Origin of the sequence: Sulfurifustis variabilis (genome assembly GCF_002355415.1) — a bacterium.
Lineage (GTDB): Bacteria > Pseudomonadota > Gammaproteobacteria > Acidiferrobacterales > Sulfurifustaceae > Sulfurifustis > Sulfurifustis variabilis.
This window is the reverse complement of record NZ_AP014936.1, coordinates 1,686,611-1,709,928: the sequence shown is the minus strand read 5'-3', so window position 1 is coordinate 1,709,928 and position 23,318 is coordinate 1,686,611. Positions and strand designations below refer to the sequence as shown.

Here is a 23,318-nt window from a genome sequence, read left to right as displayed (position 1 = left end):
AGCGACTCGGAACTGGTAGGCGCGAGTGGGATCGAACCACCGACCACCACCATGTCAAGGTGGTGCTCTACCACTGAGCTACGCGCCTATCAGGCGCGGAAAATAGCATAACCGGTCCCGCGGGAACAAGTTACCGCTGGAATCAGCGCACCTTCGTCGGCGTTGCCGCCGTCGTGTTGGCCCGGGCGTGCATCTTGGCAAGGGCCCGGTTTTGTTGCTCGAGATAGGTGAGCCAGAGGTGAATGGCGTCCTCGTACGGCACCGTGCCCACGCTGCGCATCACCTGCTTCCCCTCCCGCCCGAGGACGAAATCGACGAACTTCTTCACCTCGGGATCGCTGTTCTGCATGTGCGTGACCATGTACAGCGGCCGGTAGAGAAGGTAATCGCCCTTTTTGATGTTGTCGTAGCTCGGCTCCTTGCCGTTGAGCTTGAGGATCTTTACCTTGCCGGAGAGCTTGCGCGCACTCGAGACACCGGTGGTGCCCACGCCGTGTGGATTTTGCGGAATGGCGCGCTCCATCGGCCCGGTCGAATCGACAACATGCCGGGCGACGAAGTCGATGTCGTAATCGTTGAACACGAGCTCGCGCAGGGTGCGGCCGACACCCGAGATCTTCCCCTTGCGCACATAGAGCTCGAGCGGCGCGTCGTTTCCACCGAGCTCCTTCCAGTTGGTGATCCGACCCAGGTACATGTCGCGCAGCTGATCGAGCGTCACGCTGTCGACCGGGTTGTCCTTGTGCACGATGACCGCGAGCGCATCCCAACCCACGGGCGTCAGCTGCACCCGGCGCTCTTCCCGCACCGTGGTAAACGTCTCGGGACTCTCGATCAGGTGCCGACACGTTCCTCCGATCGTCACCTCGCCGGCGGCGACCTGGCGAATGCCCTTGGTCGCGCCACCGCCCTTGAAATCGATCTCGACGCCGGTCTTCTTCCGGTAGGCCTCGGCCATCTCGGACATGAAGGCGCTCTTCGAGATGCCGCACCCCGCCCATGTCAGCGTCTTGGCGGCCAGGACGGAGTGCACCGGGAACAGCATGCTTACCGCCATTCCGCCGGCCAGGGTCAGTTTCCGAATGGTTCCGTTCATCGCGACCTCTCGCTGTGCAACTACTAAAGGAATAGCAGCAAGAATCGCTCCAGACGAGGCTCGCGTGCGCGGCGCTCAAAACCCTCTATTTCCGCTACTCAAGCATTAGCATTAGCCGATATGCTTCTGCACCGCTGACGCTCAGCGTCGCTTCCCGCCCTGCACGACGCCGAAATTGCGCTCGCGAAGCAACCTGATCTTGTCGCGCACGCGCGCCGCCTGTTCGAACTCCAGATTCCGCGCATGCTGGTGCATCTGCTTCTCCAGGCGGCCAAGCAGTTTCGCAAAGGCGTCCGGCGCCATCGCGCGATACTCGGCTTCCTCCTCCGCCGCGAGGGCTGAGCGTCCCCGCGAACCCCTGGCCGAATAGCGCGCGGGATGCACGCCGTCGATGATTTCCTTCACGTCCTTCACGATGCCGCGCGGTGTGATCCCATGCGCCTCATTGTGCGCAGTCTGCTTGCGCCTTCGACGGTCCGTTTCGTCCAGCGCCTGACGCATCGAGTCGGTCACGCGGTCGGCGTAGAGGATCACCTTCCCGTTGATATTGCGTGCTGCCCGTCCGATGGTCTGTATGAGAGAGCGTCCGGACCGCAGGAACCCCTCCTTGTCCGCGTCGAGAATCGCGACAAGCGACACTTCCGGGATATCGAGCCCCTCGCGCAGCAGGTTGATCCCGACCAGAACGTCGAACACGCCCGAGCGCAGATCACGGATGATCTCCGCCCGCTCGACCGTATCGATATCCGAGTGCAGGTAACGCACCCTGACACCGTGCTCGAAGAGATACTCGGTGAGATCTTCCGCCATGCGCTTGGTGAGGGTCGTGACGAGAACACGCTCGGCCGCAGCAACACGTTCGCGGATCGCCGATAAAAGGTCGTCGACCTGCGCGGCGACCGGACGCACCTCCACCGCCGGATCCACGAGGCCCGTCGGCCGTACGACTTGATCGATCACCACACCACGGCACCGCTCGAGTTCGTAAGGCCCCGGAGTGGCCGAGACGAAGACGACCTGCGGCATCAATCGCTCGAATTCGTCGAAACGCAGCGGCCGGTTGTCCAGCGCCGAAGGCAGCCGGAAACCGTACTCGACCAGCGTCTCCTTTCGGGAACGGTCGCCGCGGTACATGCCGCCGAGCTGCGGAACCGTGACGTGGCTCTCGTCGATCACCATGAGCGCGTCGTCCGGCAGGTAGTCGATGAGCGTCGGCGGCGGCTCGCCTGCCTTTCGCCCCGAGAGATAACGTGAGTAGTTTTCGATGCCTGCGCAGTAACCCACCTCGCGCAGCATCTCGAGGTCGTAGAGCGTACGCGATTCGAGCCGTTGCGCCTCGACGAGCTTTTCCTGCGATCGGAGGTGCGCGACGCGCTCGCGCAGCTCGACCTTGATCTCCTCGATCGCCCGGATCAGCGTGTCGCGCCCGGTGACATAGTGCGTCTTCGGGTACACCGTCGTACGCGTGAGCTGCGATGCGACCTCGCCGGTCAGCGGATCGAACTCGGAGAGGGCTTCGATCTCGTCGCCGAAAAGCTCGACCCGCACCGCGAGCCGCTCCGACTCGGCCGGGAAGATGTCGATCACGTCGCCGTGTACCCGGAAGGTGCCTCGCCGGAGCTCGATATCGTTCCGCGTGTACTGCATTTCCGCGAGGCGCTTCAAGATCGCGCGCTGATCGAGCGTGGCACCGCGCTTCAGGTGCAGGATCATGCCGTGGTACGCCGCGGGGTCGCCGAGGCCGTAGATCGAGGACACGGTGGCGACGATGATGGTGTCGGGACGCTCGAGCAGCGCCTTGGTGGCCGAAAGCCTCATCTGTTCGATGTGCTCGTTGATGGAGGCGTCCTTCTCGATGTACGTGTCCGACGACGGCACGTAGGCCTCGGGCTGGTAGTAGTCGTAGTACGAGACGAAGTACTCGACCGCGTTCTCCGGAAAGAAGTCGCGGAACTCCGAGTAGAGCTGCGCCGCAAGCGTCTTGTTGGGTGCGAGTACGATGGTCGGGCGCTGCACGCGCTCGATCACGTTGGCGATCGTGAAGGTCTTGCCCGAGCCCGTAACGCCGAGCAGACATTGCGCCGGGTCGGAGCGGGTCAATCCCTGGACGAGCGCCCCGATGGCCTGCGGCTGGTCGCCGGCGGGTGCAAAGGGGCTGACGAGCTTGAAGCGATGAATCATGGTCTTGGCAAATCCCTTTCGGGTATATTACCGGAATTCCAAGAGCAACCGTTTCGAGGCGCGCTTGTCCACCATCCGTCTTGCGGGTCGCGTTGGCCGCATCAAACCCTCCCCCACCCTCGCCGTTACCGCCCGTGCGCAGCAGCTCAAGGCCCAGGGCAAGGACGTCATCGGTCTCGGCGCGGGCGAGCCCGACTTCGACACGCCCGCGCACGTCAAGGAGGCGGCGATTCGGGCGATTCGGGAAGGGTTCACCAAGTACACGGCGGTCGAAGGGACCCCGGGGCTGCGGCGGGCGATCTGCGCCAAATTCGAGCGTGAGAACGCCCTGAAGTTCACTCCCGATCAGGTCTTGGTGTCCGTAGGCGGGAAGCAAAGCTTCTACAACCTGGCCCAGGCTCTGCTGGAGGAAGGGGACGAAGCGATCATACCGGCACCCTACTGGGTGTCCTACCCGGACATGGTGCTCCTCGCCGGCGCCACGCCGGTCATCGTCTCCGCCGGAATCGAGCAGGCCTTCAAAATCTCCCCGGCGCAACTGGAACAGGCCATCACCGCGAAGACAAAGCTCTTCGTCATCAACAGTCCATCCAACCCCACAGGCAGCGTGTATACCCGCTCCGAGCTCGCGGGGCTCGGCGAGGTACTGCGGCGCCATCCGCAAGTCGTCATCGCCACGGACGACATGTACGAGCACATACTCTGGATGGACGAGCCTTTCACGAACATTCTCAATGCCTGTCCGGATCTCGCCGACCGAACCATGGTCCTGAACGGCGTGTCGAAGGCATATGCGATGACCGGCTGGCGGATCGGCTATTGCGCGGGACCCCGACCGATCATCACCGCCATGGCGAACATCCAGTCCCAGAGCACGTCCAACGCCACATCGATCGCGCAGGTCGCCGCCGAGGCCGCGCTTTCCGGCGATCAGGCCTGCATCGTCCCGATGGTGCGTGCCTTCAAGGAAAGGCACGACTACGTCGTGGATCGCCTCAATCGGCTGCCCGGCGTGCGGTGCCTCGCGTCGCAGGGCGCGTTTTACGCGTTCCCCGACTTCCGCGGGGCGATCAAGGCCGCGGGCGCGAAGGATGACCTGGCCATGGCGGAACAGATCCTCGAACGGGCGGGGGTGGCGCTCGTCCCCGGGTCCGCATTCGGCGCGCCGGGCTACTTGCGACTCTCCTTCGCCACGTCGATGAAGACCCTCGAGGGGGCCCTCGACCGGTTGGAGCAGTTCCTCAGCACGGGTTGATGAAACGTCCGGGTCTCGGCCGCGCGCTGCGGACCCTAGTCGGCGGCGCACTCTTCGGCTTCGTTGGGGTAGCCCTCTCCGCCTCGGACTTCGATGTGCTCGACATAAATGAGGGCGAGCTCCGCTTCCTCACCGAAGTCCCGGCGAAGCTACCGCACCTGCAGAGCACGCATGTCATCGTCAACGAGGAATCACTGGAGACCGGCTGGCTGCGCGTGCGTCAGTGCCATTATCACCTCGCCCCCGTCAACGCGATGCAGGTCCTTTTCCGTGACGGTCGGGTGCGCGACATCCGGATCCTGCAGGTCGAAAATATCGAGCGGGCCTGGGTCGAGGGGCCGAGCGTGCAGCTGACCAACGTCGGAAAGGACGCCGTGCTGTGCATCGAGAGCGAAAACCGCTCGCTCGAGCGCAACGGAGCCGACGGGACCTACGCGTGGACCGGGGGGCCATACCTGCGCCGTTTCCTCGACGGCTACTTCCCCATGCACGTGAAGGTCGCGATCGATTACCCCGCCGACGCGCTCCAGGTGCAAAGCATCGAACCCGCGCCGCTCCGTCTGCGGGCCGTGACGGTGCCCGGTCACGTGCGCATGGACGCCCTGTTCGAGGGACGCCTCGTCATCACCGTGCAGTTCGCGCCGGGCGACCCGTCCAAAACCGGGATCGGATGGCACTGACCCCCTTGCAAGCCCGGTCGGCGTCCGGATAATACCCGACAGCAGGGAGCACACCTGCCGAGCATCACGCTTCAAACAACAATTGGGCGCGCCGTACGGTGCCGCTCATCAGGGACGAAGCAAGCGTGGATCGGTCTACCTATCGCCCGCCGAGCGGCGGGTTCACGTTCCAGGAAATGCTGGTGACACTGGCGATCGGGGCGATCCTCGCCGCCGGAGCCGTGGGCACGGCCGTCATCGTGGAGGAAAACCGCCTGCGCGGCGAAGTAAATGGCCTCGTCGCCCACCTCAGCCTGGCGCGCAGCGAGGCCGTAAAGCGCGGTGCGCCCGTGACCCTCTGCACGAGCCCGGATGGAGCGGCGTGTGCGTCGTCCGCCGGCTGGAAGGAGGGCTGGATCGTGTTCGCCGACGACAACGGCAACCACGTCCGTGACGAGGACGAGGACCTGCTCCGCATCCGCGAGGGACTCGCGCCCGATTTCCGCCTGCGGTACGGCGAGTCGGGGACCTACCATCATCTCACCTACAAACCCGACGGCTCGGCGTCGCCCAATGCGACCTTCACATTCTGCGACGGCCGAGGCGCGACGAAGGCCCGCGCCATCATCGTTCACTGGACCGGGCGGACCCGAATCTCCACCAAAAAATCCGACGGGGGAGCCCTCGCCTGCGGGTGATTCGGCTTGACCCTCTTCGAAGCCCGCCCTACTATACGCGGCCTTCCAGCATTCCCCGGTAGCTCAGCCGGTAGAGCAAGCGGCTGTTAACCGCTTGGTCGGGGGTTCGAGTCCCTCCCGGGGAGCCATCTCAAAAGGGCCGCGAATTCGTGGCCCGCTCGCCCGCAGCCCGTTCCGTTTAGCCCTTGGGACCGCGTCAATAATCGACCTGCGGCGCACGGTATACTCGAGCAATGTCCCGCGCCGCCCTGTTCGCCGTCCTGATCCTCACCGGCTGCGCCACCACGGTGCCGCAGGCCATACGCGAGCCCCCACCCAACGACCCGGTGGTCGCCGAGGTTCGTCGCGATCCTGCCGCGTACGCCGGTCAGCGTGTGCGCTGGGGCGGGACCGTTGCGTCGGTAGAGAACCGCAGGGACGAGACCAGGCTCGAGATCGTCGCCCGCGAGCTGGGATCGAACGGCCGGCCGCGTGAAACGGACCGCAGCCAGGGACGGTTCATAGCCCGCGTTCAGGGCTTTCTGGATCCGGCCGTATACACCAGCGGGCGCCAGGTCACCGTTTCCGGGACTCTTGAACAGACGGTCACCCGACCCATCGGGCAGTACTCCTATACCTTCCCGCTGGTTCGCGCGGATTCCGTCTACCTCTGGGAGCGCATGCCCGACCGACGGAACTATTACTATTACGACCCGTTCTGGCCCTATGATCCGTTCTGGCCTTACCCTTACTGGCGTTACCCGTACTATCCCTATCTCCGTTGAAGGACCGACGTGCGCTCCTGGGTCCATGTAGTTCTGCTGATCACCCTGGGCGGGTGCGCCACCGTTCCGCCGCTCGACCTCGAGGGCGTCGATCGTGCCCTGACACCCGTGCAGGCCACGGCCCGTCCCGGCGAAGTGCGCGGACAGCGGGTTCTGTGGGGCGGCGTCATCGTCGGCGCGCGCAATCTCACCGACGGAACCGAGCTCGAGGTCTTGGCGTATCCGCTGACGGGCGCCGGGAAACCGGATCGCAACGCGGATCCCAGCCGGCGTTTTCTCCTCGCCCATTCCGGTTACCTCGAGCCGGTCGACTACGCCCCGGGCCGGCTCGTGACGGCGGTGGGCCGGGTCGCGGGCACACGCGAGGGCAAGGTCGGGGAGACGCCTTACACGTATCCGGTGCTGTCGGCGGACCAGCTGCACCTCTGGCCTCCCGAAGCCGCGCGGAGAACCGATCCGTCCGTCCATTTCGGCGTCGGCATCGGGGTGATCTTCGGGCGGTGATCCCTTAACCGCGGCATACCCCGTCGAGACTCACGACGGGTCCGCCGCCGACGACCTCCGCGTCTCGTGCAGGGCGCCGGCCGGCACCGATGCCTCGTCTCCCGCTTCGAGTACCAGCCGCGCACCCGCTGTCCTGAGCGCGAAGCGGCCCGTAAGGACGGCATCGACCTTGTCGACGGCGTGCACGTGCGGCGGAGAGTACGTCCGGGGAGATGGAGATAGCGCTACGCGACAGCCGCGCGCCTCGAGCTTGGCACGCAAGGCCGCTTCGGTAAGCGGCCCCTCACGTGACGCAATCCAGCTCCCAACGGCGACGACGACTTCACTGCTCGAGCGCGACAAAGGCGACAGCGTGGTCCACCTCGTCGGCGAGGCTGACGTGCGCCACGCGTATGCCCTTTTCACGCACGAACTCGAGGGCTCTTCCCGTGAAGACGAGCTCCGGTTTCCCGCTGCCGTCGTGAGTCACGCCGATGTGCCGAAGCGAAAGCCCGTTTGCGAATCCGGTGCCCATGGCCTTGGCGGCCGCCTCCTTGGCGGCGAACCGGCGGGCGAGAAAGTTCGCCTTCGCCGATACCGCCCGGAACTCGGCGAGCTCGGCCTCGGTCAGGATCCGCTCGGCGAATTTCTCGCCGAAGCGTTCGAGATCCGCAGCCAGCCGCGAGACACGCACGATATCGGTCCCGACCCCGTAGATCACCGTCGGCGCGCCTCGATCATCAGCCGCTTCATCTCGTGCACGGCCTCACGGAATCCGGTAAACACCGCGCGGGCCACGATGGCGTGACCGATGTTGAGCTCGGACACGCCTTCGATGGCGGCGATCGGCTGCACGTTGTGATAGTTGAGGCCGTGTCCGGCGTTCACTTTCAGCCCGAGGGCACGGCCCTGTTCCACGGCGCGCACGATCCGGCCGAGCTCCTCGCGGCGTCGCGTGTCGTCAGCGGCATCGGCATAGTGTCCGGTATGAATTTCGATCGCCGGGGCTCCCGCTGCCGCGGCCGCCGCAACCTGATCCGAATCCGGGTCGATGAACAGTGAAACGCGCACGCCGACCTCCGCCAGCGCCGCACAGCAGGAAGCGATTCGTTCCTGCTGGCCACGTACCTCGAGCCCGCCTTCGGTCGTCAACTCCTCGCGTCGCTCGGGAACCAGGCAACAGTCGTGTGGACGCAGGCGTCGCGCGATCGCGATCATCTCGTCGGTCGCCGCCATCTCGAGGTTCATGCGCGTCTGGATGGCCTGCCGCAGCATCTCGACGTCGCGGTCCTGGATGTGCCGCCGGTCTTCCCGCAGATGCATCGTAACGGCGTCGGCGCCGGCCTGTTCCGCCTCGAGCGCGGCCTGCACGGGGTCCGGATAAAGCGTGCGCCTCGCCTCCCGCAGCGTCGCAATGTGATCGATGTTCACCCCGAGCTCGATCACGTCGCCTCCGTTCTTTGCGCGCGTCGGTTCGGCATTCCGAGAAACAGGCGCCGGCTGTGCAGCGGGCGATCGCCGAGGCGCACGGCCAGGAGCTCGCGCATTAGTGTCTTCGCTTCGCGCAGGACGGCCGGGTCATCGAGCCGCTCGGCATCGAGGGCCAGCAGGGTGGCGCCTCTCACCGGCACCCCGTCGAGTCTCGCCCGCAGCTCGGGATGTTTGAGCAATATCGGACCCCGATCGGCAACGTAATCATAGAACCCGTCGGGATCGATGGTGTTCTGCTCCGCATCCCGCCCGAGCACGAGGCCGTAGCCGATTTCGCCGAGCAGATGCTTCTCGAAGACGCGGAGGATCGATTCATTATTGGCGCCGGTAGCAAGGCCCTGGACCGCCGCCCGGTAGCGATCGAACAGCGATTCGTGCGGGTCGTGGCGGTGCAGAAGGCGCATCAGCAGCTCGTTCAGGTAGAACCCGCAGTACAGCGATTCCCCGGACAAGACAGATGCGAGCCCGTCCGGCTCGGCGGCGGTGAGCAGCATGAGATCGCCCCGCCCGCTGAACGACAGCAGCAGCGCCTGAAACGGCTTGAGTACGCCGCGCAGCCGGCTGCTCGGCCGGCGCGCGCCCTTGGCGATGAGCCCGATACGGCCGTGCGCGCGGGTATACGCCTCCAGCAGCAGGCTCGATTCGCTGTAGTCGCGCTGATGCAACACGAAACCGCTGGCCTGGGCGAAGCGCATCAGACCGGCTCCTCCGTGTAGCCGAAACGCTCGAGGGCGCGCGCGTCATCCGCCCAGTCTTCGCGCACCTTTACCCAAAGCGCGAGACGCACCTTGGTTCCGAACTGCCGCTGCATGGCGAGGCGCGCGCGCGTTCCGACCTGTTTCAGACGTTCGCCGCCCCTGCCGATGATGATCGCCTTCTGTCCTTCCTTTTCCACCCAGATCGTCGCCTCGACCTCGAGTACGCCCTTCAGGCGCTTGAAACGGGTAACCTCGATGGCGGCTGCGTAGGGTATCTCTTCACCGTATGCGCCAAAAACCTGTTCGCGCACGAGCTCCGAGGCCAGGAACCGCTCGCTCTTGTCGGTAAGCTGTTCCGCGGGATATATCGGAGGCTGCTCCGGCAAGTGCACAAGCAGGGCCCGCTCGAGCGCGTCGAGGTTCTCGCCGGTATGCGCGGACACGGGCACGATTTCGGCAAACCGCATTCGTCCGTCGGACTCGGCGATGAGTGGCAGCAGCCGCCTCCGGTCCCCGATGCGGTCGATCTTGTTGATCGCGAGCACAACCGGTATGGACTGCCGGCCGGCGAGGGCCAGCGCCGCTTCATCCTCTTTTCGCCAGCCTTGGGCCGAAATCACGAGCACGATACAGTCCACACCCTCCACGCTGCCCGACGCGATGCGCGACATGTAGCGGTTGATGCGGCGTCCCTGCGGACGGTGAACGCCGGGTGTGTCGACATACACGAGCTGCGCGGATGCGGTAGTCTTGATTCCGATTATCCGGTGGCGCGTGGTCTGCGGGCGACGGGAAGTGATGCTGATCTTGGCGCCGATCAGCCGGTTGAGCAACGTGGACTTTCCGACGTTGGGCCTGCCCAGAAGCGTCACGAGGCCGCTGCGAAACCCTGCCTCGATCACGTCGCCTGCAAACGCTCGAGGGCCTGGCTCGCGGCGTGCTGCTCCGCGGCCCTGCGCGTGGCGCCCTCGCCTTTGGTGCTGAGCGACAGATCCGGAATGCGGCATTCGACGACGAAAACCTGATTGTGGGGATCGCCTGAAACCTGGAGCACATTATAAGTCGGCACCGGAAGCGATTGCTTTTGCAGATGCTCCTGGAGACGGGTCTTCGGGTCCTTGGGGATGGCGCGCGCGTCCAGCCGTTCCAGATGCGGCCCGTACAGCCGGCGGACGAGCTCTTCCGCAGCCTCGATCCCTCGGTCTTCGTAGGCCGCCCCGAACACCGCTTCGAGCGCATCCGCGAGAATCGAGTCCCGGTCGAAACCGCCGCTCTTCAGCTCACCGCCCCCGAGCGCCAGGCACTCTCCCAGCGCGAGATCGCGTGCGATGGCAGCCAGCGTCTCCTTCTTCACGAGGCTCGCGCGGAGACGGGTCAGCTCACCCTCGGACAAATCAGGAAAGCGGTGGTAGAGCTCGGCGGAGATGACGAGGCTGAGAAGGCTGTCGCCGAGGAATTCGAGGCGTTCGTAGTTGTCGCCGCTGCGACTGCGATGGGTAAGCGCCCGCTCGAGAAGCGCGGGATCGGCGAAAGTGTACCGGAGCTTGCGGCAGAGCTCGATCCGCGCCCGGTTCAATCCGCTCGCACCTCTTGCATGTGCTGGAACTCGATCAATGCGGAGACGTTGTGAAAAAGCGGCACGACCGCTTCGTACTCCAGCCGGTATATTTTATTCTTTCCGTTCTGTTCCACCGTAAGATGTTGCTCCGGTTTCACATGCTCGATGTCATCGACTATAAAGCGCTTATAGAGCGCTTCCACGACTTCCGGCTTGGTCATGGCGCCGGCACCCGGCTCATCGACCACACCCTGCAGCGCCTTGTCTACCTTGAAATCCTGCATGTAAACGGGGAACAGTTTCAAGATCAGGAAGACGGCTATACCGAGAACGGCGAGAACAAAACTTGTACCCCATAACGTCATTCCCTTCTGGCCGGCACGCATTATCGGTCTCCCGCGGGTCATGCCCTCAATATTAGCAGGCTCTACCGGATGGTGGCGCCGATACGCTCGAAAACGATCTGGTCGAAAAACCAGCGGCTCGGTCCCGAGGCATCCCAGCTGAACCAGATCAGGAACGCCTTTCCGACGAGATTTTCGTCCGGGACATAGCCCCAGAACCGGCTGTCGTTGCTCTGGTCCCGGTTGTCTCCCATCACGAAATAGTGCCCCGCGGGGACGACGTACTCGCTCGGTGTATGGTCCGGCCGCCCGGCCACGAGGATCTCGTGCGAAACGCCGCTCAGGTTCTCGATGAGAAGCGCGGCCTCGGGCGACCCCGCCCCGCCCTGCTGCGATCCGAAGGCCCCCGCCGGCGTCTGCTCCATGAGTTCGCCGTTCACGTACAGCTTCTTGCCCTGGTAGACGATGCGATCCCCGGGAAGCCCGATCACCCGCTTGATGTAGTTGATCGACTCGTCCCCCGGGAAGCGGAACACGAGCACGTCCCCGCGCTTCGGCGCCCCCAGATCCACGATCTTCTTGTTCACCACCGGCAGCCGCACCCCGTAGGCGAACTTGTTCACCAGGATGAAGTCGCCGATGTGCAGGCTCGGGAGCATCGATCCCGACGGGATGCGAAACGGCTCCACGATGAAGGAGCGCAGGAGAAAGACAATGAGGATGACCGGAAAGAACGCCCGAGCGTATTCCACGAACACCGGTTCCTTTGACGCCCGACGCACCGCCTCTTCGGTGCCTCCCGACCTCAACACGGCGTTTGCGCGGCGTTCTCGAGCGCCGGCGAGAAACCAGCGGTCGAGCGCCCAGACTACCCCGGTAAGGAGCACGAGCACGAACAGAATGAGCGAGAAATCCATCGTTACTTGCCGTCCACCCGGAGCACCGCCAGGAAGGCTTCCTGCGGGATCTCCACGCTGCCGAGCTGCTTCATACGTTTCTTGCCTTCCTTCTGACGTTCGAGGAGCTTGCGTTTGCGTGACACGTCGCCGCCGTAGCATTTCGCGGTCACGTTCTTGCGCAGCGCCTTAACGGTCTCGCGGGCGATGATCTTGGCGCCTATGGCCGCCTGAATGGCGACGTCGAACATCTGCCGCGGAATGAGGTCGCGCAGCTTCTTGGCCAGCTCGCGGCCGCGATACTGGGCCTGGTCGCGGTGGACGATGGCCGAAAGCGCGTCCACTTTATCGCCGTTGATCAGCACGTCAAGCTTCACCACGTCCGAGGGCCGGAACTCGAGGAACTCGTAATCGAGCGAGGCGTAGCCGCGCGAGACCGATTTGAGGCGGTCGAAGAAGTCGAGCACGACCTCGTTCAAGGGCAGTTCGTAGACCAGCATCGCCTGGCGGCCGTGGTAGAGCAGATTTTTCTGGACGCCCCGTTTCTCCACGCACAACCCGATGACGCCACCCACGTACTCCTGAGGCACCAAAATGGTGGCCTCGATGATCGGCTCGCGGATCTCCTCGATCGCGGACGGGTCCGGAAGGCGGGCCGGGTTTTCCACCCGCAGCACCTCGCCCTTGTTGGTGAGCACCTCGTAGACGACGGTGGGTGCGGTCGTGATGAGATTGATTGCGTGCTCGCGCTCCAGCCGCTCCTGGATGATCTCCATGTGCAGCATTCCCAGAAAACCGCAGCGGAAACCGAAGCCGAGCGCCTCGGAGGTCTCCGGCTCGTACTGCAACGAGGCATCGTTCAGCGAAAGCTTGCCCAGTGCGTCGCGGAACGCGTCGTACTCCGAGGAGTCGACGGGATAGAGGCCGGCAAAGACCCTCGGCTTGATCTCCTTGAAGCCCGGCAACGGCGCGTCGGCCGGCCGCTGGGCATGCGTGATCGTGTCTCCGACGCGCGCACCGCGGATATCCTTGATGCCGGCGACGACATAACCTACCTCGCCCGGACCGAGTGCGTCGACCGTTCGCTTCTTCGGTGTGAATACGCCCACCTGCTCGGCCTCGTAATCCCGTCCGGCCGCCATCAGGCGGATCTTCTCTCGCGCCCGGAGGCTTCCCTGCATCACGCGGACCAGCGACACGGTGCCAAGGTAGTTGTCGAACCAGGAATCGATGATCAGGGCCTTCAGGGGCGCTTCGCGCTCGCCCCGCGGCGCCGGGATGCGCGCGACGATCGCCTCGAGGATGTCGGCGACGCCTTCGCCCGTCTTCGCGCTCGCTTGAATCGCGTGCGAGGCGTCGATACCGATAATGTCCTCGATCTCCCTGCTCGCGCGCTCCGGGTCGGACTGCGGGAGGTCGATCTTGTTCAGAACGGGCAGGATTTCGAGCCCCAGCTCGGACGCGGTGTAACAGTTGGCGACGGTCTGGGCCTGCACCCCCTGGGAGGCATCGACCACGAGCAGCGCCCCCTCGCAGGCGGTGAGCGAGCGCGAGACTTCGTACGAGAAATCGACGTGCCCGGGCGTGTCGATCATGTTGAGCCGGTACACGAGCCCGTCGCGCGCCTTGTAGTCGAGCGCGACGCTCTGGGCTTTGATCGTGATGCCCCGTTCGCGCTCGAGCTCCATCGAGTCGAGCACCTGTTCCTGCATCTCCCGCGCCTCGAGCGCCCCGCAAAGCTGGATGAACCGATCGGCGAGGGTGGACTTGCCGTGATCGATGTGGGCGATGATGGAGAAGTTGCGGATGCGTTCCTGGTTCCAGCCACTCATGGGTGTTGCTTGCGACGAGCATGAAAAAAAGGCGCCACAGGCGCCTTTTTGGACGCGGCGCCAGCCCATCCGACGCCGCTACCCGCTCGAGCCCGCATAGAATAACCGATTCGCCCTTCCTGCGAAACGCGGCGTTCAGTCGTCGAGCGGAAGCGCGAGGTAGATCGAAGAGGGTCCACGCCGCACCCGCAGGAGTGCCGGCCGACTGGGCCTGGCCTGTGCAAGCAGGCGGTAGAACTGCGCCACGCCGGCGACAGGCTTGCCTTCGACCTCGAGGATCACATCACCCGCCCGCAGGCCCGCCTCGCGGGCCGGTCCGGGCAGGACGTCGTCCACGCTGATGCCGTTCGCCGACTCGTGGCGTTTGCGTTGCGCCGCCGTCAGCTCGCTGACGGACAGGCCGAAGCGCTGCCCGCCGTCCACCCGCGGTGCCGGCAACGACACCTTGGTGGCCACGTCGTCGCGCAGCTCGCCCATCGTGACGAGCAGGTTCATGACACCCTGGTCCCGCCGGAAGATCTTGAGACGTACCCGCCTCTCGGGGGCCGTCAGTCCCACGAGCGGCGGTAGCTCGGACGAAACGTTGATCGGGCGGCCTTCGTACTCGAGCACGATATCCCCCCTCCGGAGCTCCGAACGCATGGCCGGTCCGGACGGCAGCAGATCGGCGATCAGCGCGCCCCGCGGACGATCGAGCCCATAGGCTGCGGCCAGCCCGCGCGACACTTCCTGGAGGCTGACGCCGAGCCAGCCGCGGCGCACCCGCCCGTCCGCTTTGAGCTGCTCCGCGATGCGCATCGCAATGTCGATGGGGATGGCGAAAGAGAGGCCCATGAACACGCCCGTGCGGCTGTATATCTGCGAATTCACGCCGACGACCTCGCCTTTCAGGTTGAACAGCGGGCCGCCCGAGTTACCGGGATTGATGGCGACGTCCGTCTGGATGAACGGGACGTAGTTCTCGCTCGGAAGGTTCCGGCCCTTGGCCGACACGATGCCCGATGTGGCGGAGCTGTCGAACCCGAACGGCGAGCCGATGGCGAGCACCCAGTCCCCGACGGCCAGTCTGCCGGGATCGCCGATGGACACCTGTGAGAGATTGTCCGCGTCGATCTTGAGCAGGGCGATGTCGCTTCGCCGATCGGCGCCGACCAGGCGCGCACGAAACTCCCGGCGGTCGGTCAGGCGGACGAGGATTTCGCTCGCGCCTTCCACCACATGTGCGCACGTCAGGATGAAGCCGTCCGGGGAGACGATGAAGCCGGATCCGAGCGAGGTGCCTTCGCCCTCCGGTGCGCGTCCGGGACCGTCGCGGAGCCAGTCGTTGAGCGGAGAGTCCTCCGGGACGTTCAGCCACTCCCGTCCCTCGGAGCGCTGGAGCGTTTGCGCGGTGCTGATGTTCACGACCTCGCCGCCGTGCCGGCGCACGAGATCGGAGAAGTCCGGCACCTCGCGCGCGGCGGGCGCAGGCGGCGCGAAGGCGAGCAGACAGAAACCGAAGAGCGGCCAGTAACGTCTTGCGCCCGTCTTCACTGGACCGGCTCCGCCACGACGGACGCGCCGATCATCGCCACGGTCTTCGCCGGCACCTCGCCGACGACCGTCACGTGGTGACTGTCGACCGGCCGGCCGAGCGCGTACAGGGCGCCCATGCGAGTCGGGCCATCTCCCGTGGGCGGCGGCCCGCTCTCGTTCAGCGGTTCGATGAAGACGGACACGGTGGCCAGACCGTCGCTGTAGACCAGCTGCTGCACCGCGTCATCGCGCATCGGCATCTTGCGCATCACGCTGCTCCTCAGCTTGAAGCCGGGGGGGAGCTTGGTCGCCCGCCAGGCAGGGGCTGCGCTCGGCTGGGAGACCGCATCGCGGTACCACACCATGCCGGCGTCCTTCGTCTGCGGCGCGATGGCGGACGCGGGGATGTCGCCTCCGATCGCGATCTGCGTGAACATGAACTGCTCGAGGATCTTGCCCTTGTCGTTGATGACGTCGGCCTTGAGGAGCAGGCCGGTCTCCCGGTCGGCCCAGAGCTGATAGCCGTAACGAAAATCGTCACGCGGTCGGATCACGAGGCCCTGTACCGGGCGGCCCGTCACGCGCGCGCCCCGCCCGAGCTCCAGAACATAGTTCTCCTCGAGGTCGCGCAGCCGTTCGGGAAGGATCGCGGGGAAGCCCTGGCCGTTCGCACGACGATGTTCGACGACGATGGAATTGCTGTCCGGCAGGTAGCAACGGACTTCGCGCTCGGTGCGGATGACCTCGCGCGGGGTTCCGGTCAGGGAAACCAGTCGTTCCTCGGTCACGCCGTTCGCGACGCGATGCGCGATTCGCATGGTTTCGAGCTGCGCGCCGTGCTGGTAGACGAACGTGCCTTCGTAGTTCAGGCGTCGCGCTGCCTGGCCGATCCGCAGTAACCAGTCGTGCGGCGCCTCGGCGGCGCGCACCGGCGCGAGTGCCAGCAGGTATAGCGCGACGACGAGCCCGGCCGGTACGACTCGGGGAATCATCTGCTACTTGTCAGGATCGAGTGTGACGACGCGCACGTAGGGCAGCATGCCACCCATTCCGGCCGTCGGCATGAATTCGCTGTGGCCGACCAGGTAAGGGTTGAGCCCTTGCGCCGTCGGCGGACCGGGCTGCGAAGCGGGAGCGTTGATCCTGGCGAGGGACGGGACACCGGGGATCGCCGGCCGGTGCAGGGTCTGAAGGCCGAAGATGGCGAGCGCCGCGACCGTGGCCGCCACGCCTGCGCCTGCGGCGTAGTGCCAGTATTTCGGCGTCGCACGCTTCACCGGCTGCTCGGCGATGCCCAGTACCACGCGCTCGGCCAGCCCGGCGGGGGCGAGCATCGAGACCTGCCGCATCATGGCGGCGCGTATCAAATGATAGCGTTCCCAGGCGGAGCGCAGTTCCGCGTCGCTGGCGAGCGCGGCCAGAACGTGGCGCTCCTCGAGCTCCGTGAGCTCGGCGTCGATAAATGCCGACAGCTTCTCTTTCATGACTGCTCCGAACCTTACCTCTCCAGCAGCGGCTTCAACTGCGCATCGATCGCTTCCCGCGCACGGAAGATCCGCGAGCGCACGGTCCCGATCGGGCAGTCCATCACCTGAGCGATCTCCTCGTAACTCAGACCCTCGATCTCGCGCAACGTAATCGCCGTCCGCAGGTCTTCGGGCAGCGACTCTATCGCGCGGTTAACCGTCGCCGCGATCTCGTCCGTCAGCAGGGTGCGCTCGGGCGTCGCCTGATCGCGCAGGCTTTCGCCGCTTTCGATCAGTTCGGCTCCATCGACCTCCATATCGGTGCTCGGCGGCCGGCGACCCTGCGAGTCCAGGTAGTTCTTGGCGGTGTTGACGGCTATGCGGTACAGCCAAGTATAGAACGCGCTCTCGCCCCGGAATCCGCCGATGGCGCGGTAGGCCTTGATGAAGGCCTCCTGCGTGACGTCCTCGATCTCGCCGCGATCGCGGACGTACCGCGCGACCAGCTTCGCGACCTTGTGCTGGTACTTGCGCACCAGCAGATCGAACGCCGTCCTGTCGCCCTTCTGCACCCGGGCGACCAGCTTCTGGTCGATGCTGCGTTCCGACATCAGTTGAAATAGCGTGTCCGACGAACGCAGCAGCGTGCTGCCTGTAAGAGACCGTCGGCTCCGGATAAAGTTCGACTATTAGGCCGGAAATAGCGCTTATCGTTGTTCAATCGCCCCCGCCCCGCGCCGCTCGTTTCGAGCGGAAAACAAAGGCGGTTATGATAGGATAAGGCTGCTACAACAACTACTCCGGCTCCCCCAGGGTCTTCATGGCACGCACGCCCCCGGCCGTGGATGTGCTCATCGTCGGCAGCGGCGCGGCCGGCCTAAGCCTCGCCCTTCGTCTCGCCGACACCACCCGCGTGGCGGTCCTCGCCAAATCCGGGCTGCTCGAAGGCTCCAGCCTCTATGCCCAGGGCGGCATCGCCGCCGTCCTCGATCGGCGCACCGACTCGTTCGAGTCCCACGTGGACGACACGCTCGATGCGGGCGCCGGGCTCTGCCACCGAGAGACCGTCGAGCACGTGGTACGTCGGGCGCCGGCCACGATCGCCTGGCTCGCGGAGCGAGGCGTTTCGTTCACCGGCGGCAACGCCGCCCGCGCGGAAAACGGCGGCAGCGATTACCACCTGACCCGTGAAGGAGGCCATTCGCACCGGCGTGTCGTGCACGCCGCCGATGCCACCGGACACGCCATCGAAACGACGCTTGCCGAGCGCGCCAGGGCCCACCGCGCGATCGAGGTCCTCGAGAATTGCATCGCCATCGACCTCGTCACCAGCGGAAAGCTCGGGCTGCCGGGCCCCAACCGCTGCCTCGGGCTGTATGCCCTCGACAAGACGACCGGTGCCATTCGGACGCTCGCCGCGCGCTACGTCGTGCTCGCCACCGGCGGCGCGTCGAAGGTGTACCTCTACACCAGCAACCCGGACACCTCGACCGGTGACGGCATCGCCATGGCATGGCGCGCGGGCTGCCGCGTTGCCAATATGGAATTCGTCCAGTTCCATCCGACGTGTCTCTACCATCCCCGCGCGAAGTCGTTCCTTATCAGCGAAGCCGTCCGGGGCGAAGGCGGTCGCCTGCTGTTGCCGAACGGGGAGCCGTTCATGGCCGCTCACGACCCGCGCGGCGAGCTGGCTCCACGCGACATCGTCGCGCGGGCTATCGACTTCGAAATGAAGCGCCGCGGCCTCGACTGCGTGCACCTCGATATCAGCCACCGCCCCGCTTCGTTCATCGTCGAGCATTTTCCGACGATCTACCAACGTTGCCGTGACCTCGGTTACGACATCACGCGTGAACCGATTCCGGTGGTGCCGGCGGCCCATTACACGTGCGGCGGCATCATGACCGATCTCGCCGGTCGCACCGACCTCGACCGCCTCTACGCCATCGGCGAATGCGCCTTCACCGGCCTGCATGGCGCGAACCGCCTCGCGAGCAACTCCCTGCTCGAATGCCTCGTGTTCGCAGAGGGCGCGGCATCGGACCTGTCGAGCCGCATCGACAAACCCGAAGCCGAGCGGTTCACGATCCCCGCCTGGGACGAGAGCCGCGTAACGGACGCGGACGAGGCCGTAGTGGTTTCGCACAACTGGGACGAGCTGCGGCGCTTCATGTGGGACTATGTCGGCATCGTCCGCACCACCAAGCGGCTCGAGCGCGCGCGCCACCGGGTAGAACTGCTCGCCGAGGAAATCCGCGAGTACTACGCCAACTTCCGCGTCACGAACGACCTGATCGAGTTGCGCAACCTCGTCCTGGTCGCCGACCTCATCATCCGCTCGGCCCTCGCCCGCAAGGAGAGCCGCGGACTGCACTATACCCGCGACTATCCCCTGCCCGACCCCCGCTGGACCCAGCAGGACACGGTTCTCATTCCGCCGCGGTTCGCAGCCGCAGCCGTACGCGCAAACGCCTGAACGCCTCCGCGGGAATCGCGTCGGCCGCAATGGCGACTCGCGCGCGGCGGGCTCCCGCGACCCGAAGGCTCAGGAGCGCGAGCCTCGGGTGCACCCAGCTGTGCTCGAGTTCGCATTCCGTCCACTGCCCGGCGCCCGAGAAACGCACCGAGCAGGTCCCGTCGGCGCCGAACTCGAGAGCGTTCACGGTACCCGCCGTGCTTCGGTAAGCATGGGTTCTCAGAGCGAGGTAAAGCCCGAAAGCCAAAACCAGCGCGATCGCTCCTCGTACGAGCCATGGGACCGGAAGAAGAAGCGCGATCGCGATCGCCCCGCCGTACGCGATGCCCAGCAGCCCCGCGAGCCGGTGCGAGGGGCCGAGCACGATCGTCAGGCTAGCCCCGAATCTTGCGGACAAGGCGCGCAAGCTCGTCGTCGTCGGGATTCTGCTGCCCGTAGAACCAGGCGAGCAGCTGCTGGTCTGGCCGGTCGAGCAGCCGATCGAAGGCCGCCCGTTCGGTCTCGTCGAGCTCGCCGTAACGCCGCTCGAGAAAGTTCTTGAAGAGGACGTCCAGCTCGAGCAGGCCCCGGCGGCAGCGCCAGCGCAACCGCGCGAGATCGGCCGGATCCGTCACAGCACGCGCTTGGCGAGCGCGTCCCGGATGGCGTTGATCGCCGTCGTGGGACTCAATCCCTTGGGGCAGACATCGGCGCAGTTCATGATGGTATGGCACCGGAACAGCTTGTACGGGTCCTCGAGGTCGTCCAGCCGATCTCCCGTCGCCTGGTCTCGGCTGTCGGTGATGAAGCGCCACGCCTGCAGCAGCGCGGCCGGCCCGAGAAAGCGCTCCGGATTCCACCAGAACGAGGGACAGGCGGAGGTACAGCACGCGCAGAGGATGCACTCGTAGTAGCCGTTCAGCCGGTCGCGCTCCTCGGGTCCCTGCAATCGTTCGATTTCCGGCTCCGGGTCATGGTTGATCAACCACGGCTTGACGGCGCGGTACTGCGCGAAAAACGGGGTGAGATCGACGATCAGGTCGCGTATGACCGGAAGCCCGGGTAGCGGGCGCACCGCGATCGGCTGGCGGAGATCCCGGATACGGACGACACAGGCAAGCCCGTTCCGCCCGTTGATATTCATGCCGTCGGAACCGCAGACGCCCTCCCGACACGAGCGCCGGAAACCCAACGTCTCGTCCTGTCGCCTTAGTAATAAGAGTGCGTCGAGCAGCATTACCGCCCCGCAATCGTCCGGCAGCTCGTAGGGCTGCATCCGGGGCTTGTCGTCGGTCTCCGGGTTGTAACGGTAAATGAGGAATTTCATGCAAGTTCCTCGATTTTCTCAGAAAAGTTTTCGGCGGCTCGCTCGTGATCTCAGTACGTGCGCTCCCTGGGCGGGAAAGCATCCACGGTCATCGGCTTCGTGCGCACCGGCTTGAAATCGATGCGTCGTTCGTCCCGGTAGTAGAGCGTGTGCTTCAGCCAGCCGACATCGTCGCGCTTGGGGTAATCGAGACGCGAGTGCGCCCCACGCGACTCCTTGCGGGCAGCCGCCGAATACACCGTGGCGAGCGCAATCTCCATGAGGTTTTCGAGCTCCAGCGCCTCGACGCGGGCGGTGTTGAACACCTTGCTCTGATCCTTCAGACGCGCCCGCTCCATGCGTTGGACCAGCGCCTCGACCTGACGAATGCCCTCCTCGAGCACGTCCTGTGTGCGGAACACGCCGCAGTACTGCTCCATCGCCAGCCGCAGCGCCTCCCGCACCTCGTCGACCGACTCCCCCGGCCCCGACTGCGCCCAGCGTTCGAGGCGCGCGAGCGCCGGCTCCGCGGCCCCGGTCGGCAGCGGGCGATGATAGCGGTACTCCCCCAGGTGCTCGAGGATGTGGTTTGCCGCCGCGCGTCCGAACACGACGATGTCGAGCAACGAGTTCCCGCCCAGGCGGTTCGCGCCATGGACCGACACGCACGCGCACTCGCCCACCGCGTAGAGACCGGGCACCGCTTCCTCCGGTCCGTGGCGGACCGGCGCCACCACCCGGCCGAAACGATCAGTGGGAATTCCGCCCATCGTGTAGTGCGCGGTCGGATAGACCGGAATCGGCCCCTCGATCGGATCGACTTGCGCGAAGATCATCGCCGACTCGCGAATGCCCGGAAGCCGGGACTTGATGATCTCCGGCCCGAGATGGTCCAGTTTGAGCAGGACGTGGTCCTTGTTCGGTCCGCAGCCCCGCCCCTCCTTGACCTCCGTATAGATTGCCCGGCTCACGACGTCGCGGGAGGCCAGATCGAGCGCTTTCGGGGCGTAGCGCTCCATGAAGCGCTCGCCCCGGCTGTTGACGAGATAACCGCCCTCGCCGCGCACGCCCTCGGAGATCAGGATTCCGATGCCGGCGATACCCGTCGGATGGAACTGGACGAACTCCATGTCCTCGAGAGGAAGCCCCGCCCTCAGCACCATCGCCATGCCGTCACCGGTGTTGATCAGCGCGTTGGTGGTCGTGCGATAGAGGCGCGCGGACCCGCCTGTGGCGAGCAGGGTAGCCTTTGCTTCGAAGACGATCGGCTCGCCGGTCTCGATCTCGAGCGCGAACGCACCGAGCACATACCCTTCCTGGTCGACGAGCAGGTCGAGCACGAAGCATTCGTCGAAAAAATGCGTCTTGGCCCGGAGGTTCTGCTGGTAGAGCGAATGCAGCAGCGCGTGGCCGGTGCGATCGGCCGCGGCGCAGGTCCGCGCCGCCTGCTCGCCGCCGAAGTTCTGGCTCTGCCCGCCGAAGGGTCGTTGGTAGATGCGCCCGTTCTCCAGCCGCGTGAAAGGCACGCCGTAGTGCTCCAGCTCCACGACGAGCCGAGGCGCTGCGCGGCACATGTACTCGATCGCGTCCTGATCGCCCAGATAATCGCCGCCCTTGACCGTGTCGTACATGTGCCAGTGCCAGTTGTCCGGCCGCACGTTGCCGAGCGCCGCGTTGATCCCGCCCTGGGCCGCCACGGTGTGCGAGCGCGTCGGGTAGACCTTCGATATGACGGCGACGCTGACCTCGGCTTGCGCGAGTTGCAGGGCCGCCCGCAGGCCCGCGCCTCCCGCGCCGATCACCAGACAGTCGAACCGGCGGCGCGCGATGCCGGTCATGCTGCGACGGTCAACAGCACGCGCGCGGCCCACAGCCCGAGCGCGATGAGACCGAGGGCGGTCAGAAAGGACACCGCGAAGCGCACCCCGAGCGAATGCACGTAGTCGATGTAGACGCTCCGCAGACCGGTCCAGGCGTGAATCAGCAGGCTCGCGATGAGGAGCGCGAAGCCCAGGCGCACGAGCCCGCCCGAAAGCCAGCTGCGCCACGCATCATGGCCGGCGAGGGATCCGAAGAGCAGCCGGCCCGCGACATACAGGGTGAACCCGCCTATGTAGAGTGCGCTGAACCGCTGCCACAGCCACTCCCCCGTTCCCGTGTGGGCACTGACGTGACCTCGCCATTTCATATGAGCAGCACTCCGATCATCATGACCGTCACACCCGAGGCGAGGAGCGTGAGCCAGGCACTGCGCCGGGCGACGTCGATCCGCACTCCCACGTTGAGATCGAGGAGCAGAAGCCGGACCCCCGAGTAAAGATGCTGCACCAGCATCCAGACGACCACGAGCGAGCCGAATCTTCCTCCGACCGTGGAAAGGGCGTCCGCGACGCGCTGATAGTCGGCCGGACTGCGCAGCGACAGATCGAAGGCATAGAGCGCGGGCGCGAGCATCAAGGACAACGCGATACCCGTCACGCGGTGAATGATGGAGACGATCGCGCCGATGGGCTGGCGGATCTTGAAGAGGTTCAGATAGACCGGTCGCTTTCGTTCGGGATACGCACCCATCGTCCGATTGCCCTGCCGTCCTCCGGGAATTGATTGCCCGCCGCCGACGT

At 65.4% G+C, this 23,318-nt stretch carries 26 protein-coding genes and 2 tRNA genes; 7 read left to right on the top strand and 21 right to left on the bottom strand.

Annotation, left to right across the window (positions count from 1 at the left end):
* Positions 1–13: 13 nt before the first annotated feature.
* From SVA_RS08225 to uvrB, 3 genes are all read right to left on the bottom strand, one after another.
* Positions 14–88: transfer RNA gene (locus SVA_RS08225), tRNA-Val, on the bottom strand.
* A gap of 54 nt (positions 89–142) precedes the next feature.
* Positions 143–1,096, bottom strand: a complete 954-nt coding sequence (locus SVA_RS08220; RefSeq protein ID WP_197703425.1) for a phosphate ABC transporter substrate-binding protein — start codon at positions 1,094–1,096, stop codon at positions 143–145.
* A 141-nt stretch (positions 1,097–1,237) separates the two neighbouring features.
* The gene (gene uvrB, locus SVA_RS08215; RefSeq protein ID WP_096460777.1) at positions 1,238–3,277 is read right to left on the bottom strand and encodes an excinuclease ABC subunit UvrB; all 2,040 of its coding nucleotides are present in this window, start codon (positions 3,275–3,277) and stop codon (positions 1,238–1,240) included.
* A gap of 73 nt (positions 3,278–3,350) precedes the next feature.
* On the opposite strand from uvrB, the gene SVA_RS08210 reads away from it, so the two are divergent.
* The 6 genes from SVA_RS08210 (at position 3,351) to SVA_RS08185 (ending at position 7,157) form a co-directional block, all read left to right on the top strand.
* Complete coding sequence (locus SVA_RS08210; RefSeq protein ID WP_420823881.1) at positions 3,351–4,532, top strand: pyridoxal phosphate-dependent aminotransferase; 1,182 nt, start codon at positions 3,351–3,353, stop codon at positions 4,530–4,532.
* Positions 4,532–5,212, top strand: coding sequence for a hypothetical protein (locus tag SVA_RS08205; protein WP_096460775.1), 681 nt, complete (start codon positions 4,532–4,534; stop codon positions 5,210–5,212). The genes SVA_RS08210 and SVA_RS08205 overlap by 1 nt, the downstream gene beginning before the upstream one ends.
* A gap of 125 nt (positions 5,213–5,337) precedes the next feature.
* A complete protein-coding gene (locus SVA_RS08200; RefSeq protein ID WP_169924025.1) occupies positions 5,338–5,889 on the top strand; it encodes a GspH/FimT family pseudopilin in 552 nt (183 codons plus the stop codon).
* A gap of 52 nt (positions 5,890–5,941) precedes the next feature.
* Positions 5,942–6,017 (top strand) — tRNA-Asn (locus SVA_RS08195).
* A 105-nt stretch (positions 6,018–6,122) separates the two neighbouring features.
* Positions 6,123–6,653, top strand: coding sequence for a Slp family lipoprotein (locus tag SVA_RS08190; RefSeq protein ID WP_096460773.1), 531 nt, complete (start codon positions 6,123–6,125; stop codon positions 6,651–6,653).
* A 9-nt stretch (positions 6,654–6,662) separates the two neighbouring features.
* Positions 6,663–7,157 (top strand): Slp family lipoprotein, encoded by a 495-nt coding sequence (locus tag SVA_RS08185; protein WP_096460772.1) that lies wholly within the window; start codon positions 6,663–6,665, stop codon positions 7,155–7,157.
* A gap of 322 nt (positions 7,158–7,479) precedes the next feature.
* Here SVA_RS08185 and acpS read toward each other — a convergent pair whose 3' ends face one another.
* The 12 genes from acpS to rpoE form a co-directional block, all read right to left on the bottom strand.
* A complete protein-coding gene (acpS, locus tag SVA_RS08180; RefSeq protein WP_096460771.1) occupies positions 7,480–7,857 on the bottom strand; it encodes a holo-ACP synthase in 378 nt (125 codons plus the stop codon).
* On the bottom strand, positions 7,854–8,582 hold the full coding sequence (gene pdxJ / locus SVA_RS08175) for a pyridoxine 5'-phosphate synthase (protein WP_096460770.1): 729 nt from the start codon (positions 8,580–8,582) through the stop codon (positions 7,854–7,856). Before pdxJ ends, acpS begins: the two co-directional genes overlap by 4 nt.
* Positions 8,579–9,322 carry a DNA repair protein RecO gene (gene recO / locus SVA_RS08170; protein ID WP_096460769.1) on the bottom strand — a complete coding sequence of 248 codons (744 nt, stop codon included), beginning with the start codon at positions 9,320–9,322 and terminating at the stop codon, positions 8,579–8,581. The genes pdxJ and recO overlap by 4 nt, the downstream gene beginning before the upstream one ends.
* Positions 9,322–10,227, bottom strand: a complete 906-nt coding sequence (gene era, locus SVA_RS08165; protein ID WP_231971866.1) for a GTPase Era — start codon at positions 10,225–10,227, stop codon at positions 9,322–9,324. The genes recO and era overlap by 1 nt, the downstream gene beginning before the upstream one ends.
* On the bottom strand, positions 10,224–10,901 hold the full coding sequence (gene rnc, locus SVA_RS08160; protein ID WP_096460767.1) for a ribonuclease III: 678 nt from the start codon (positions 10,899–10,901) through the stop codon (positions 10,224–10,226). The genes era and rnc overlap by 4 nt, the downstream gene beginning before the upstream one ends.
* Positions 10,898–11,269 (bottom strand): DUF4845 domain-containing protein, encoded by a 372-nt coding sequence (locus SVA_RS08155; protein ID WP_169924024.1) that lies wholly within the window; start codon positions 11,267–11,269, stop codon positions 10,898–10,900. Before SVA_RS08155 ends, rnc begins: the two co-directional genes overlap by 4 nt.
* A 41-nt stretch (positions 11,270–11,310) precedes the next feature.
* Positions 11,311–12,144, bottom strand: a complete 834-nt coding sequence (gene lepB, locus SVA_RS08150; RefSeq protein WP_096460765.1) for a signal peptidase I — start codon at positions 12,142–12,144, stop codon at positions 11,311–11,313.
* 2 nt (positions 12,145–12,146) lie between these two features.
* On the bottom strand, positions 12,147–13,955 hold the full coding sequence (gene lepA / locus SVA_RS08145) for a translation elongation factor 4 (RefSeq protein ID WP_096460764.1): 1,809 nt from the start codon (positions 13,953–13,955) through the stop codon (positions 12,147–12,149).
* Between the two features lie 135 nt (positions 13,956–14,090).
* Positions 14,091–15,488, bottom strand: a complete 1,398-nt coding sequence (locus tag SVA_RS08140; protein ID WP_096460763.1) for a Do family serine endopeptidase — start codon at positions 15,486–15,488, stop codon at positions 14,091–14,093.
* Positions 15,485–16,462, bottom strand: a complete 978-nt coding sequence (locus tag SVA_RS08135) for a MucB/RseB C-terminal domain-containing protein (RefSeq protein ID WP_096460762.1) — start codon at positions 16,460–16,462, stop codon at positions 15,485–15,487. The genes SVA_RS08140 and SVA_RS08135 overlap by 4 nt, the downstream gene beginning before the upstream one ends.
* Before the next feature lie 3 nt (positions 16,463–16,465).
* Complete coding sequence (locus tag SVA_RS08130; RefSeq protein WP_096460761.1) at positions 16,466–16,954, bottom strand: sigma-E factor negative regulatory protein; 489 nt, start codon at positions 16,952–16,954, stop codon at positions 16,466–16,468.
* A gap of 14 nt (positions 16,955–16,968) precedes the next feature.
* Positions 16,969–17,547, bottom strand: coding sequence for an RNA polymerase sigma factor RpoE (gene rpoE / locus SVA_RS08125; protein WP_096460760.1), 579 nt, complete (start codon positions 17,545–17,547; stop codon positions 16,969–16,971).
* Positions 17,548–17,756: 209 nt separating this feature from the next.
* Here rpoE and nadB point away from each other — a divergent pair, with 209 nt between their 5' ends.
* Complete coding sequence (nadB, locus tag SVA_RS08120) at positions 17,757–19,412, top strand: L-aspartate oxidase (protein ID WP_096460759.1); 1,656 nt, start codon at positions 17,757–17,759, stop codon at positions 19,410–19,412.
* Here the strand turns inward: nadB and SVA_RS08115 are convergent.
* Genes SVA_RS08115 through sdhC form a run of 6 tightly spaced genes read right to left on the bottom strand, consistent with a single transcriptional unit; the run spans position 19,366 to position 23,268 of the window.
* Positions 19,366–19,809, bottom strand: a complete 444-nt coding sequence (locus tag SVA_RS08115) for a protein YgfX (RefSeq protein WP_148665414.1) — start codon at positions 19,807–19,809, stop codon at positions 19,366–19,368. The two genes, nadB and SVA_RS08115, sit on opposite strands and share 47 nt — an antisense overlap.
* Positions 19,787–20,026: an FAD assembly factor SdhE gene (locus tag SVA_RS08110; protein ID WP_096460757.1), complete on the bottom strand. Its 240-nt coding sequence runs from the start codon at positions 20,024–20,026 to the stop codon at positions 19,787–19,789. The genes SVA_RS08115 and SVA_RS08110 overlap by 23 nt, the downstream gene beginning before the upstream one ends.
* A complete protein-coding gene (locus SVA_RS08105; protein ID WP_096460756.1) occupies positions 20,023–20,718 on the bottom strand; it encodes a succinate dehydrogenase iron-sulfur subunit in 696 nt (231 codons plus the stop codon). The genes SVA_RS08110 and SVA_RS08105 overlap by 4 nt, the downstream gene beginning before the upstream one ends.
* Positions 20,719–20,768: 50 nt before the next feature.
* Positions 20,769–22,535, bottom strand: coding sequence for a succinate dehydrogenase flavoprotein subunit (gene sdhA / locus SVA_RS08100; RefSeq protein WP_096460755.1), 1,767 nt, complete (start codon positions 22,533–22,535; stop codon positions 20,769–20,771).
* A complete protein-coding gene (gene sdhD / locus SVA_RS08095) occupies positions 22,532–22,885 on the bottom strand; it encodes a succinate dehydrogenase, hydrophobic membrane anchor protein (protein ID WP_096460754.1) in 354 nt (117 codons plus the stop codon). Before sdhD ends, sdhA begins: the two co-directional genes overlap by 4 nt.
* The gene (gene sdhC, locus SVA_RS08090; protein ID WP_096460753.1) at positions 22,882–23,268 is read right to left on the bottom strand and encodes a succinate dehydrogenase, cytochrome b556 subunit; all 387 of its coding nucleotides are present in this window, start codon (positions 23,266–23,268) and stop codon (positions 22,882–22,884) included. The genes sdhD and sdhC overlap by 4 nt, the downstream gene beginning before the upstream one ends.
* Positions 23,269–23,318 lie beyond the last annotated feature (50 nt).

Bases quoted from the DNA above. Each gene is read 5' to 3' on its own strand.
- SVA_RS08220 (WP_197703425.1), bottom strand. From the start codon at position 1,096: ATGAACGGAACCATTCGGAAACTGACCCTGGCCGGCGGAATGGCGGTA.
- sdhA (WP_096460755.1), bottom strand. From the start codon at position 22,535: ATGACCGGCATCGCGCGCCGCCGGTTCGACTGTCTGGTGATCGGCGCG.
- SVA_RS08130 (WP_096460761.1), bottom strand. From the start codon at position 16,954: ATGAAAGAGAAGCTGTCGGCATTTATCGACGCCGAGCTCACGGAGCTC.
- lepA (WP_096460764.1), bottom strand. From the start codon at position 13,955: ATGAGTGGCTGGAACCAGGAACGCATCCGCAACTTCTCCATCATCGCC.
- recO (WP_096460769.1), bottom strand. From the start codon at position 9,322: ATGCGCTTCGCCCAGGCCAGCGGTTTCGTGTTGCATCAGCGCGACTAC.
- SVA_RS08190 (WP_096460773.1), top strand. From the start codon at position 6,123: ATGTCCCGCGCCGCCCTGTTCGCCGTCCTGATCCTCACCGGCTGCGCC.
- lepB (WP_096460765.1), bottom strand. From the start codon at position 12,144: ATGGATTTCTCGCTCATTCTGTTCGTGCTCGTGCTCCTTACCGGGGTA.
- sdhC (WP_096460753.1), bottom strand. From the start codon at position 23,268: ATGGGTGCGTATCCCGAACGAAAGCGACCGGTCTATCTGAACCTCTTC.
- SVA_RS08205 (WP_096460775.1), top strand. From the start codon at position 4,532: ATGAAACGTCCGGGTCTCGGCCGCGCGCTGCGGACCCTAGTCGGCGGC.
- SVA_RS08105 (WP_096460756.1), bottom strand. From the start codon at position 20,718: ATGAAATTCCTCATTTACCGTTACAACCCGGAGACCGACGACAAGCCC.
- rpoE (WP_096460760.1), bottom strand. From the start codon at position 17,547: ATGTCGGAACGCAGCATCGACCAGAAGCTGGTCGCCCGGGTGCAGAAG.
- SVA_RS08135 (WP_096460762.1), bottom strand. From the start codon at position 16,462: ATGATTCCCCGAGTCGTACCGGCCGGGCTCGTCGTCGCGCTATACCTG.
- sdhD (WP_096460754.1), bottom strand. From the start codon at position 22,885: ATGAAATGGCGAGGTCACGTCAGTGCCCACACGGGAACGGGGGAGTGG.
- SVA_RS08155 (WP_169924024.1), bottom strand. From the start codon at position 11,269: ATGCGTGCCGGCCAGAAGGGAATGACGTTATGGGGTACAAGTTTTGTT.
- nadB (WP_096460759.1), top strand. From the start codon at position 17,757: ATGGCACGCACGCCCCCGGCCGTGGATGTGCTCATCGTCGGCAGCGGC.
- uvrB (WP_096460777.1), bottom strand. From the start codon at position 3,277: ATGATTCATCGCTTCAAGCTCGTCAGCCCCTTTGCACCCGCCGGCGAC.